Source organism: Luteitalea sp. (assembly GCF_022842525.1).
Taxonomy (GTDB): Bacteria; Acidobacteriota; Vicinamibacteria; order Vicinamibacterales; family Vicinamibacteraceae; genus Luteitalea.
Map to the genome: position 1 here is coordinate 1 of NZ_JALHPM010000085.1, position 12,205 is coordinate 12,205.

Sequence of the window (12,205 nt, forward strand, 5' to 3'; positions counted from 1 at the left end):
GCGCGCCGAGTGGCCGGCGTACGGACTCAGGCCGCGCCGGCAGGGGGCGCGGGCCGCGCGGGCGCCGGACGCACGCAGGGCGGACGTGGCAGGGCGCTGGACGCAGACGTGACCATGACGCCGGCGGATGTCTCGAACTCGTTTCAAAACGAGTTGGATCACCGTCGCGCGACGGGCCGTGCCCTGCGGCGCGCCGCGGTTGGCCCCGCCCCCATGTGCGCGGTGGTGCCGCGGCTCCTCTACGGCCTGTACGCGCCCGCGCGGGCCCCAGACTTTGCCCTGCGAAGGCTGCGCCTGTCTCCCCTCCTGACGCGCTCCCCACGAGGCGCTAACCAGCGACCGTGGCAGGGCGCGGCGCCTGGCGAAGGCACAGACGTAGCGCATGAGTGAGGGCAGGGGCGCCGACACGGGTAGGCGCCGACACAGGCAGCGGCAAACGCGCGGGCGCGTCGTCTTCTCACGCGCGGGCATGTTTCCACGCTCGGCCATGCAAAGGGTGAGCTACAGTCGTGGTCGTTCGCCGACGCCGCCATGACGCCGCGACGCACGCCCGCTCGCTTCGCCCTGATTCTCACGGAGTTCCCGCCCAGCGTCGGCGGCATGCAGACGCACGCCGCGCACCTGGCGCAGGCGCTGCACGCCGCGGGGCACACCATCTGCGTCTACACGTACCGCTGCGACGACGCGCAGCAGGAAGAGGCCGCGCTGGCGTTCGATGCGCACGCGGGCTACCCCGTGCGGCGCATCCTGAGTCGCATCGGCTTCTGGGCCAACCACCACCTGATGACGACGACACTGCGTGCGACCTCGGTGGACGTGATCTACGCCTCCAACGTCTACTACGGCCTGCTCGGCACGGTGCTCGGCGTGCCGGTCATCTGTCGCTCGGCCGGCAACGACGTCCAGCGCCCGTGGATTGCCTACCCCTACCGGCTCGGCAGCCGCATCGTCAGCCACCCGGCGCTCGAGCGCACGCTGCACGGCTGGTACCGCCGCTGGAACGCACCCGAGTGGCTCGAGTCCGCCTTCCGTCAGCGCCGGCTGCGGCTGATGGCGCACAGCGCCCGGGCCAACCGGACCATCCTCGCCAACAGCAGCTACACGCGCGGACTGCTGCACCAGGTCGGCGTCGACGACCGGCACGTGCGCGTGCTGCCCGGTGGCGTCGACACGACGCGCTTCGCGCCCTGCCCGACGACACGTGAGACTTTGCGTCGTGAGTGGCGGGTGCCGGCCGAGGCGACGGTGCTGCTGACCGTCTGCCGCCTCGTGGCGAAGAAGGGCATCGACTTCCTCCTCGCGCAGATGCCCGCGCTGCGCGCCGTCACCCCGGACCTGCGGCTCATCGTCGTCGGTGACGGCAAGGAGCGTCGTCGCTGCGAGGCGCAGATCGCGGCGGCAGGCCTCGGCGACGCGGTGCACCTGGTCGGCAAGGTCCCGCAGGCCGAGGTGCAGCGCTACTTCGCGGCGGCCGACTACTTCGTGCTGGCGAGTCGGGTCACCACCCACCGCGTCAGCGGCTTCCAGGATGCCGAGACGATGGGACGGGTGCTGTGCGAGGCCAACGCCGCGGGCCTGCCGGTGCTGGCCAGCCGCTCGGGCGGCATCCCCAGCGTCGTGACGCACGGCGACAACGGCCTGCTGTTCGAGAGTGACGATGCCCGAGACTTTGTCGAACAGTTCACGCGCCTGCACGAGGATGCCGACCTCCGCCGGCGCCTCGTCGCGCGCGGACGTCAGCGCGCCGTGGAGGAGTTCGCGTGGCCCCACCTCGTGGACGCACACCTGAGGTGCTTCGAGGAGGCACTCAGCAATTCAGAATTCAACATTCAAAATGAAGCTCAGCTCGGGGCAACGCCACCCCGCGAATCACATCACGCGCGCCAACAGGAAGGGTGAAGGCGGAAGGGTGAAGTCGGAAGGGCGAAGTCGGAAGGGCGAAGTCGGAAGGGTGACGTCCGAAGGCTGAAGGGCGCAGGCGTGGAAGCCTGGAGTGCTCGGCGTCCGACGCAGGCCAGCACCGCAGTCAGAGCCGAGGCTTAGGCGGTGAGCCCAACGAGGGGGGGGGAGCGGGTGCGGCGGAGACCAGGGCGGGGGCCGGGGGCCGGGGGCGGCGGAGGCGCGGGGACGGGGACGACGGTGACGGCAGAGGTGAATGAAGCGAGGAGCTCACTCGCGGTGTGGCGGTGCTCGCCCCGCGCTTCATTCTGAATGGTGAATTCTTGAATTGCTAGTACGGGTCGACCTCGACGCCGTTGTTCCACGCCCTGTACATCTCCTCGGCACTGGGCACCTTCGCCGGGCGCACGAGGCGGAAGCCGAGCCACTCGGTGTCGGTCATGTACCAGACACTGGTCGGCAGCTGCGGGTCACGTTCCTTCCACACCGGGTCCGACTTGTAGCGGATGGTGCAGTTGACGCGATCGGCCGGGTCGTTCCACGAGCCGCCGCGCACCGCGATCGGATACGAGGTCGTCGGCTTCACCCACGGGTTGGCCGCCGGGCCTGGCGCGTACGGGGCGTACTGATCGGCCGTCCACTCCATGACGTTGCCGAGCATGTCGTGCAAGCCCCAGGCATTGGGCTTCCTGGTGCCGAGCTTCTGGTACGTGCCGTCGGTGAACTCGTTGGTCGGCGAGTTCTTCTGATACCAGGCGACCTCGCCGAGTTCGGCCTCTGGCAGCGACGGCGCACCACCGGCGCGGCACGCGTATTCCCACTCGGCCTCGGTCGGCACGCGGTAGAACTCCCCGGTCTTCGTGCTGAGCCACTGGGCGTACTTGTTGGCCGCGTGCGGCGTCATGCTGATGGCCGGGAAGCCCTCGTTGCCGCGACCGAAGCTCATCTCGAGATGCGGCGCGGTGGGACGGCTGAGCGCATCGACGAGCACGTCGGGATTCTTCTGTTCGTTGGCCTGGTCGGCGAACGTCCACATCAGGTAGGCGTCCCAGTTGACCTCGGTGGTCATCATCCAGAACGCGTCGACCTTGACCTTCCGGGTCGGCTTCTGGTCGGCAGGCGCCTTGGGATCGGCCGATCCCATCTCGAACTCGCCAGCGGGGATGGGCGCCATGGCGAAGGTCGCCGTGGTGTGGGGCACGGTGACGGTGTACGCCTTGGCAGCGGCCGCTCCAGCCGTCTTGGCCTTCTCGAGGATCCGTGCCCGGATCTTCTCGACGGCGGCCATTTCCTTGGGGTCGATAGCGGGCGCGGCGGGGGCCGCGGGCGCTTGGCGAGTGGAGACCGGGACGGTCGCCGCCCCGGCCACGAGGGCAAGGGCGACGAACGTCGCGAGACGTGCAGTCATGGCTAGGAGACCTTGGTGCGTCCCGGGATCGGGAGGCCGGGTGCCTCGAACTTCGCGTTCATCTCCATCGACGGCGGCAGCAGGCTGACGTTGGAGTTCATCGCCTGTTCCCAGGTCAGCTCCAGGCCCGAGTAGGCCGCGTCACGGCCCATGATGGCGAGGAGGGTGCTGGTGGCGAGGTTGAGATCGTCGTTCTTCGGCTTGCCGTCGCGGATCGACTTGAACAGCACGTCGTGCTCGCGCTGGTACATGTCGTACTCCTCGCCGTCCCACTGCCACTTGATCTTGCCGTCGGGCGTCTCGATGCGCGGCTTGCCCTTGCCGAGGAACAGCGTGCCGTCGGTGCCCATGACGTAGTCGAGCGTGCCGTTGAAGCAGCCGGTCGACTGACGGTTGGCGAGGAACACGCGATACCCGTTCGGGTAGACGAAGTTGGCCTCGAAGTGATCGTAGATGTTGCCGCCGTTGGCGGGCACCGCGCGGCCACCCACGGCCACGCAGCTGGCCGGCGGCTGGTCCTTCATCACCCACATGATCTTGTCGGCGTTGTGCACGGCCTGCTCGACGAGACTGTCACCCGACAGCCACGTGAAGTTGTACCAGTTGCGCACCTGCCACTCGATGTCGCCCATGCCGGCCGGACGCGTGCTCTCGGGCGGCATCGGCTTGACCGGGTTGGTGTAGTACGTCGAGTAGTGCGCCACGAGGCGGCCGAGGGCACCGCCGTGCACCTGCTCCATCGCCGCCTGAATCATGTTGTTGTAGCGCCAGCAGAAGCCCGACACGAGCGCCTTGCCCTTGGCCTGCTGGGCCTTCTGCGACTCCATCACCGAGCGGATGCCCGGGCCGTCGGTCGCCGCCGGCTTCTCGCAGAAGATGTGCTTGCCGGCATCCACCGACGCCTTGAGGTGCGCCGGACGGAACCCCGGGGGCGCCGCGAGCAGGACGACGTCGACGTCGCTGTTGATGACCTTCTCGAACGCGTCGAGGCCGTACACCGGGCTGTCGATCTTGACCTGGCTGCCGAACTTCTGGCTGCCGGAGAGCCGCGTCACCGCGCGCGTGACGATCGCCTGGTCGATGTCGCAGACCTGCGTCAGCACGGCGTTCTTGTCGGCGCTGAGCGCCTGCGCCGCGGCGCCACTTCCACGACCGCCCGCGCCGACGAGGCCGACCTTGAGAGCATTGGTGACCGACTGCCCCGAGACGATGCTCGGGAAACCGGCGGCAACGGCGCCGGCGGCAGCGCCGGCGGCGGCACCCGACTTCTTGAGGAAGTCGCGGCGCTCAATCTGGCTGGGCACGTTCTTGGGTGTGTTCGTCATGGCATCCACTGGAGGGTCCGAGTGACCGGGCGTCGACGCGGCGTCCGGATCACGCAAATCATATCCCTTCCTGACTACGCCGGCGCGGGGGCTGGCGCTACGTTGGACCGCTCACGCATCCGTCCCTCACTGGGACAAAACTCGGGAGTCGGGAGTCGGGAGTCGGGCACCGGGCACCGGGCACCGGGCGCCGCCGGGCATCGGGCACCGGGCGCCGGGCACCGGGGTCACGCAGTTCAGTCAGGAGTCGGCCGCGAGCCCAGAGCCCTGAGCCCTGAGCCCGCTGTATCTGAGCCGAGAGCCCTGAGCCCAGAGCCTAGAAAAACCCGTGCTTTCCCGTGAGCTCATCCACGTCGAGCCCATGGGCGATGTCGACCAGCAGCCGCTTCTCGCCGATGGACCGCTGCAGCGCGCTCTCGAGCACCGCCTCTTCCGCGCGGCGCGGCACCACGACCACGCCCTCGCCATCGGCAAACAGCAGGTCGCCTGGACTGACCTCCACGCCGTCGATGACCACCGGCACGTTGAGCGCGTCGAGCACGGCGCGCGTGCGTACGTCCTGGCAGGTCGTGCCTCGTGCGAACACCGGGAACCCGATGCCCGCCACGGCCGCCGAGTCGCGCGTGTGCCCGCCCACCACGGCCGCCACCGCCCCGGCGCGCACCGCCAGGCTGGCGTTGATCTCGCCGAAGTAGGCGTACTCCGGCGCATCGTTCTGGATGACGACGATGTCGTTGGGGACGACGTGGCGGTAGGACTCGAGGGCGCCGTAAACGGCGGTGAAGTCCTCGCCGGGCTCGAGCCGGCGCAGCCGCAGCGTCTTGGCGCGCCCGAACGCCCGCGCGTCGTGGATGTTGGGGTGGAGCCCCTTGATGATCTGCCGCGGGAAGCCGAGGTCGTCGAGCGTGTCGGAGAGCAGCGGACTCGACAGGTGCAGCCGCAGGTTGCCGAGCAGCTTGCGTTCCTTCTCGCGCATGCCGGCGGCGACGAGATTGGCCAGCTCGAGGTCGACGGGCCAGTTGACGTCCAGCGCCTCCAGAGGGTCGATGGGCAGCAGCAGCGGCGCATCGCCAATCCGCCGACGCGTGCGGTGGGCCGCCTCCTTCGCCACGACGTACATCCCCATGGTCTCGATGACCGTCTCGGGCAGGTCGACGCTGTTGGGGATGCGCTCGCGGCCGTAGACCGGCGCGCCGTCCTGCCAGAGGTAGTGCTTCTCCGTGCGGACGAAGACAACCGAGTCGTGGGCCGAGCCGGGCTGCAGGGCGTCCACGGCCGCCTTGATGGTCGTCGGTCGAATGAACGGCGCGGTGCACAACGCCTGGATGTAGATGTCGGCGTCGACCTGGCGCACCTCGTTGTAGAAGAGCGCGTGGCCGTCGGTGCTGTTGCTGGCGAGCGCCGGATCGCGCATGAGGATGCGCGCGCCGGAGTAGCGGGCCAGGTCGGCCATCTCCGTCGACTCGGTGTCCAGGTACACCTCGTCGATGAACGGCAGCGCCTTCAGCTTCTCGAGGGTGTGCAGGAACAGCGGCTTGCCGTCGAGCAGGCGGGTGTTCTTGTTCTCGATGCGGCTGCTGGTGCCCTTGGCCGGGACGAAGGCGACGACTTTCATGATCGGGTCTCGTGGGTGGTGAGTCGTGCTCGAATGGCGCGCTGCAGCTGTCGGGCGTCCGTCCAGTCGGGTCGTGCGGCGACGGCCTGCGTCGCGTGGCGCAGGGCCTCGTCCAGTTGGCCGAGGTCGAAGGCCGCGCATGCCGCATCGAAGGCGAGTTCCGCGGAGACGCCGGTGCCGCGCAGCCCCCGATGCAGGAGCTCGGCGATGACGACGGTCCGCTCGCCTTTCGCGCGCGCGGCGAGCGCGCGCAGGTGCCACGGCACGCTCCAGTCCGGCTGCAGAGACGCGCCCTGCTGCGCCAGTGCGTCGGCGCGGTCGGGCTGCCCGGCGACCAGCGCCGCGAAGCCGGCGTCGATCACCAGCTCCAGCGTGATCGGCTCGCCGGCCAGACCGTGCTCGAACGCCTCGAGGATCTCGTCGGCTGGCGCCTGCCTTGCGCGCAACAGCACGCCCAGCAGATACCAGGGCGCGCTCCACAGGGGCCGCGCGGCAGCAGCCTCGCGGGCATTCGCTTCCGCGCGCGCCAGGTGGCCTGCCTCGTGCAGCGCCGAGGCGAGGTCGAAGGCCAGTTCCGGCGTCACCGGCGTGCGCGTGGCCGCCTCCTGAAGCAGGGGCAGGACCGCCTCCGCCGGCAGGCCTCGCTGCCGGGCACAGAGCGCCCGGAGGTGCCAGGGGTAGCTCGCGTCCGACCACGCCTCGCACGAACGGACCGCCAGCGTCTCCGCGACGTCGTGCTCGCCCGCCGCGAAGGCCGCGAACCCTGCGTCGGTCAGCAGCCCCGGCGCGTCGCCGCCGAGAGCGATGGCCTCGGACAGCCGAGCCCACACTCGCTCCGGAGCGTCGCCACGGCTGCGCATGACCAGCGCCTGACGATAGAGCGGCTCGGGCCACTCGGGCCGCGCCTGCCGTGCCGCGTCGAACGCGGCGTCCGCGGCCTCCCATTCTCCACGCCCCGCGTACTGGTGCCCGCGCGTCATCCACAACTGCTCCGGCGCATCGAGCTGGGCGACCGACGCCGCATCCCCGAGCACCGTCGTCGACGGGCCGATGAGACGTAGCGCCTGCGACGTGCCGCCGGTCTGCAATCGCTGCCGCATCACGTCCTCGCCACCATGGCTCGCCAGCACCACGGTTGTCGAGGACAGCGAGCCGAGGGCGTCGTACCCGAGGACCGGCACGCCGTCGATCGGCGCGCACGATCCATCGTCATCGACGTACGCCTCGATGGCCACGCCGGCGCTCGCCAGCCGTGCCCCGATCCGCTGCGCGACCCTGTCGGCGCCGCAAACCACGACATGAGGTTCGCCGCTGCGGACGACGACGTCCGCGAGGGCCGCCTCGACGTAGGGCTCGTACACCGGGCGCATCGGTCGTTGCGCTGTCGAGACTTCGCGACACACGTAAGGCGCCAGCAGCGGCGCCACCCGCTCCCCGAAGTTCGAGAGCCGCTGGCGGCGGTCGGCATCACTCTCGAAGCCTAGACCGAACCTCGCGAGGAACCGCGCGAAGTCCGCCGGCCCGCGTGCGGCCGGCGACCCGGGCAGGCCGTACAAGGCGTGCGCGGCGATGAAGTCGAGCAGCCGATCGGCTTCGACGCGCCGACGCTCGTGTCCCTCACGCGCCAGCGCGGCGCGCAGGAGCCGCGCGAGGTCGCCACCAGCGTACTCGTGGGCAATGCCCTGCCCCCACAAGACACTGCGCGACAGCAACACGATCGGCACGTCGAGCAGCGCCACCTCGAGCTGTGTGCGGGTGCCGCCGAGGACGACGACCACGTCGGCCTCTTCGATGAGGGCGCGGATGGACAGCGCGTTGACCAGTGCGCCCGGCGCATCGGGCCCGCGGCTGTAGCGCTGCCCCTCGACGTCGGCCGGGTGCGGCCGCAGCACGAGTCGCGTGCCGGCGGGCATGGCCGCGCGCACGGCCTCGGCGGCGTCCGCGAAGCTGCCGAACCAGGGCGACCCCAACCGGATCTGGCGCGACTCGCGCGGCTGCAGGTTGAAGCCCGGGCACGACCCGAGCAGCACGACCACGGGTGCGGGATCGTCGGCCGTGCGGTCGGCGATGTCGCGCGGGGCGGCGCGGTAGCTCTCGCGAATGCGCTGCATGCGCTCGGCCGACGGGACGTGCGCGGCGAGCAGGTCCGACACGGCCGGATGACTGATCAGGTCGGAACCGAAGCCGACGTCGCGGCTCTCCACCATCAGCGAGTTCGGCAGGAAGCCGATCTCGAGCCCGAACGACGGAATCTCGCGGCGCGAGGCCTCGCCGAGGAGCAGGCGCGATGACGGAAACGGCGGCGCCCAGCCCATCACGACATCGGGGGCCAGTGCCTCGAACAGGGCCCGCACGTAGGCCTGCAGGGACGCCAGCTCCGGCTGCCCGGCCTTCCGGCTCGGCGGCAGGAACGTCCGATACAGGTCGTCGGTCGCCAGCAAGTGATCCCACGCGGGATCGTGCGCCATCGAGGCGCGCGCGTCGGGCGTGAACTCACCGATCGCGTACGGCATCGGCAGGACGACCGGCCACGCCGCACGTCCCGGAGGTGTCCATGGCGACAGCAGCACGAGCTGCTGGCCCTGCGTCTCGAGCGCATGCGCCACGCCGCACCAGAAGTCCCAGATCTGCGCCTTCCACTCGAGGATCTGCGCCGCGACGACGAGACCCGATCCGGCGCCGGTGAGGTCGCGCGCACTCATCACGCCTGCACCGTCGCCGTCGGCAGCACGTAGTCGAGGCGATTGTCGTGGGCGCGAAACGGGTGCGTCGTCACGCGGGTCGGGGGCCGGTCGGCGAGGTTGGCCTGCGCATCGACGTAGTCCGGCCGGCGCGCCACCGCGGTCGCGAAGCACGCGGCTGCGTCAGACGACCGGCCGTGCCGCACGAGCGCCATGCCGAGGTTGTTGGCGCCTTCAGCCGAGGGGCGCCGTCGTTCTGCGTCCGTGAGCACCTCCAGGGCGAGACCATCGTTGCCAGTGAGCAGCGCCAGTGTGCCTCGCGCGAACGCCAGGCGCCACCCTTCGGCATACGGCTGAGGTCCATCCGGCTCGACAATCTCGTCATCGGTCACGTCGTCGACAAGGGCCGCGATGGCGTCGAGATGCGAGGCCGCCGCCGGCAGGTCGTTCGTGAACAGCGCGATGGTGTGCACGGCCCACAGCGCGACGCGCTCGGACCACCCGTTGGCGAGGTACAGCGCCTGCACGTGCGCGGGCGCGTGCTTCAGCAGCAGGGCGCGATACATGGCGCGCTGGTTGCGCATGTCGCGCGACAGGCTCGTCGGCAGCGCGTGGATGCGATAGCCGGGAGTCGGCTCGCACGCCAGACTCGCGCCGGCATCGAGGGCACGCAGCAGGATGTCGGTGTCCTCCGGGCCATGCTGCGTCGGGTCGTACCCGACGCGCCGGAGCACCTCGGTGCGAAAGCCGATGACACCCGGCGCAGGCAGATAGTTGCGCTCGAACAGGCGGACCCATCCGCCGGGTTGTTGCACGAACGCGGGAATGGGGACGACGCGGCGCGTGCCGTCGATCGTCTCGACCTCCGCCGCATCGGCAACGAGATCGGCCCCGGCATCGAGCCGCGCGGCAAGACGATCCACGCGGCCGTCCAGGAACTCGTCGTCGGCATCGAGCCAGATCGCGAGTGGTGTCGTGACTGCGTCGACGCCGCGCTGTCGGACGCCGCCGAGCCGCAGCGACGCGTCGGCGGGCACGGTGCGCAACGCGCACGGCGCGTGCCGCTGCGCCACCGCGACGGTGTCGTCACCGCAGGCGTGGTCCACCAGCACGATCTCGTGCACGCGCTCGCCGCGCACCGAGGCCACGGCGCGGCCGATCGTCGCCGCGGCATTGCGTGCGGGGATCACGACCGTGACGTCGGCTGCGCTCATTGCACCTCGAAGGTGATCTGGCCGAAGACGGACAGGCCGCCATGCTCCTGCCCGAACACGCTCTCCGACGCACGGAACAGCACCAGGCGTTCGAAGCCCTCGTGGGTGCGCGCATAGCCGGCCTCGCGGTAGCTCGAGGTGCCGATCCAGATGGCGTTGACCACCGACCGCGCGGGCAGGTAGTGGTCCGGAATCCGCAGGTACAGCTCGTTGGTGCTCGGCCCCTGCAGGCTCGCGCCACTGATCACGAACGACAGCGTCATGGTCCGGCCATGGAGCACGTAGGCGAGCGTGCGCGCGGCGGCCTCCGGCACCAGCCATTCCATCGGCGCCTTGGCTGCGAACATGGCCGGGTCGTAGGGGACGTCAATCCAGTCGGGTGCGGTGTCCATCGAAGGATGTGCTCCTTGGGCGTGCCGATGCGCCGTGTGGCGGGCGAGGCCTCCGGCGCGGGCAGCGGCCGACGCGACGGCACGCCGCGTGGCCTGGAGATCGAGATCGTGGGCGTCGGCGGCCCAGGTGGTGAACGGCTCGGCGTCGGTGGGCGTCCTCGCCAGACGCGCGAGCGCCTGATCGAACGCCGCTGGCGCCCGGTGCCTCGACGCATGCCGTGTCGCGAGGCGCTGCGACACGCCGATCTGCGCGGGTCGGTCGTCGAGGACCTCGGCGAGCGAGGCCTGCGCAATCCGGTCGCCGTGCAGGATGCCGGCGCCGGAGACGTTGACGAATGCGTGACGAGCTGCGGCACTCACGAAGGCGCGCACCCAGTTGCGGAACGCGACCAGATGCGATGCCGTCATCGTCGGCACGCCGTGCACGTCGGGCTCCTGCGTGCCGACGTCGCGCAGACGCCGCCGCCACACCTCGGCGACGTCGATGCCGTCGCGCAGTGCCTGCGCCTCCCAGTCGACCTCGAAGGTCGTGTGGCGGCAGTACGGCTGCCCATCGGTGTAGGCCAGGTCCGTGCCGGCCAGCAGGATGGGACCGCCGCCGAGGCGGATGGCCAGGTCACAGGCCGCCGTCAGCACCGATCCCCACACCTGCAGGTGTCCGCACTGCACGCCATGCGCCTCCAGCCAGGGCCACGGGTGGAATCGGCCGACGCGCGCGAAGAACGTGCGCCCCACGAACGCATTGATGGCCCGCGGGTCGACGCTGGCTTCGGCCACCAGGTACGTGTCGCGCAGCCGTGGCAGGTCCACCAGGTGGCGCCCGTTCATCGTCGTCGGGTCGATGGCGACGACGAGGTCGGGTGCGATGCCGGCGCGCACCAGGGGGCGGAGCGCGGTGTCGACGGCGATGATCAGCGCGCGATGCCGCAGACGCGCCAGTTCCGCGGTCACGCGGTCCAGCGACGGCCCCGCGGCACAGATGACGATGGGCATGCCGTCGGCACAGCCGTCGAGGGCGTCGACGGTGCTCTCGTGCGCGAGTCTCGGCGCGTTGGCGAGCGTGTGCCGCACGTACATCGCCGAGAAAGCGCGGCGGGCCCCCGCGTTGGCCCGCCGTTCGAACACCGGCTGTCGCCAGGCGTCATGCGCCGCCGCGAGGGCCTGCACCCGCGCCCGCGCGATCACCGGCTGGACGATGACGAGGGGCGCCTCGATGAACAGGTCGTCGCGCCAGGACGACAGGTCGGCGGCATAGCGGGGCGCCGCCGTCACCACGAGCTGCCGCGACGTCAGCAGCGTCGTCCAGTCGCGCCGCTGGCAGAAGGCCGTCAGCAGTTCCGGCGCGAGCTCGAGCGCCAGTACGTGGACGTCGCCGCGCCGCGCCAATACCTCGTCGACGACGTAGCCGAGCCCGAGTCCGAGGAGCACGACGATGCCGGGCATCTCGCGCCCGTCGAGCGCCTCGTCGACGGCGCGACGTGCTTCGTCGCGGGGATTGCGGGCGCTGTGGACGCGCAGCCATGCGTCGCCCTCGGCGCGCAGGGACACGGACAGCGTCTCGCCGTCGCCGTCGACGCGGACGTCACCGGACACATCTGGCACGGCGAGGTGCGACACCCCGGCGATCGCCTCGCGGTTGATCCGGCCAAGGTCTGGCAGTTCAGTCATACC

The 12,205-nt window shown here is 70.6% G+C and carries 7 protein-coding genes; 1 reads left to right on the forward strand and 6 read right to left on the reverse strand.

Going from position 1 to position 12,205, the window contains the following annotated elements; all coding sequences use genetic code 11:
• Positions 1–531: 531 nt before the first annotated feature.
• Complete coding sequence (locus tag Q0C41_RS16960) at positions 532–1,899, forward strand: glycosyltransferase family 4 protein (RefSeq protein WP_291985541.1); 1,368 nt, start codon at positions 532–534, stop codon at positions 1,897–1,899.
• Positions 1,900–2,230: 331 nt separating this feature from the next.
• On the opposite strand, the gene Q0C41_RS16965 is transcribed toward Q0C41_RS16960, so the two are convergent.
• From Q0C41_RS16965 to Q0C41_RS16990, 6 genes are all read right to left on the reverse strand, one after another.
• On the reverse strand, positions 2,231–3,307 hold the full coding sequence (locus Q0C41_RS16965; RefSeq protein WP_291985543.1) for an SUMF1/EgtB/PvdO family nonheme iron enzyme: 1,077 nt from the start codon (positions 3,305–3,307) through the stop codon (positions 2,231–2,233).
• A gap of 2 nt (positions 3,308–3,309) precedes the next feature.
• Positions 3,310–4,632 carry a Gfo/Idh/MocA family oxidoreductase gene (locus tag Q0C41_RS16970; RefSeq protein WP_291985545.1) on the reverse strand — a complete coding sequence of 441 codons (1,323 nt, stop codon included), beginning with the start codon at positions 4,630–4,632 and terminating at the stop codon, positions 3,310–3,312.
• Positions 4,633–4,948: 316 nt separating this feature from the next.
• Complete coding sequence (locus Q0C41_RS16975; RefSeq protein WP_291985547.1) at positions 4,949–6,247, reverse strand: NTP transferase domain-containing protein; 1,299 nt, start codon at positions 6,245–6,247, stop codon at positions 4,949–4,951.
• A complete protein-coding gene (locus tag Q0C41_RS16980) occupies positions 6,244–8,949 on the reverse strand; it encodes a hypothetical protein (RefSeq protein WP_291985549.1) in 2,706 nt (901 codons plus the stop codon). The genes Q0C41_RS16975 and Q0C41_RS16980 overlap by 4 nt, the downstream gene beginning before the upstream one ends.
• Positions 8,949–10,142, reverse strand: a complete 1,194-nt coding sequence (locus Q0C41_RS16985) for a glycosyltransferase family 2 protein (protein WP_291985551.1) — start codon at positions 10,140–10,142, stop codon at positions 8,949–8,951. The genes Q0C41_RS16980 and Q0C41_RS16985 overlap by 1 nt, the downstream gene beginning before the upstream one ends.
• Positions 10,139–12,202 (reverse strand): 6-hydroxymethylpterin diphosphokinase MptE-like protein, encoded by a 2,064-nt coding sequence (locus Q0C41_RS16990; RefSeq protein ID WP_291985553.1) that lies wholly within the window; start codon positions 12,200–12,202, stop codon positions 10,139–10,141. Before Q0C41_RS16990 ends, Q0C41_RS16985 begins: the two co-directional genes overlap by 4 nt.
• Positions 12,203–12,205: the final 3 nt, after the last annotated feature.

Coding starts and splice junctions, on each gene's coding strand:
- Q0C41_RS16960 (WP_291985541.1), top strand. CDS start 532: ATGACGCCGCGACGCACGCCCGCTCGCTTCGCCCTGATTCTCACGGAG.
- Q0C41_RS16965 (WP_291985543.1), bottom strand. CDS start 3,307: ATGACTGCACGTCTCGCGACGTTCGTCGCCCTTGCCCTCGTGGCCGGG.
- Q0C41_RS16970 (WP_291985545.1), bottom strand. CDS start 4,632: ATGACGAACACACCCAAGAACGTGCCCAGCCAGATTGAGCGCCGCGAC.
- Q0C41_RS16975 (WP_291985547.1), bottom strand. CDS start 6,247: ATGAAAGTCGTCGCCTTCGTCCCGGCCAAGGGCACCAGCAGCCGCATC.
- Q0C41_RS16980 (WP_291985549.1), bottom strand. CDS start 8,949: ATGAGTGCGCGCGACCTCACCGGCGCCGGATCGGGTCTCGTCGTCGCG.
- Q0C41_RS16985 (WP_291985551.1), bottom strand. CDS start 10,142: ATGAGCGCAGCCGACGTCACGGTCGTGATCCCCGCACGCAATGCCGCG.
- Q0C41_RS16990 (WP_291985553.1), bottom strand. CDS start 12,202: ATGACTGAACTGCCAGACCTTGGCCGGATCAACCGCGAGGCGATCGCC.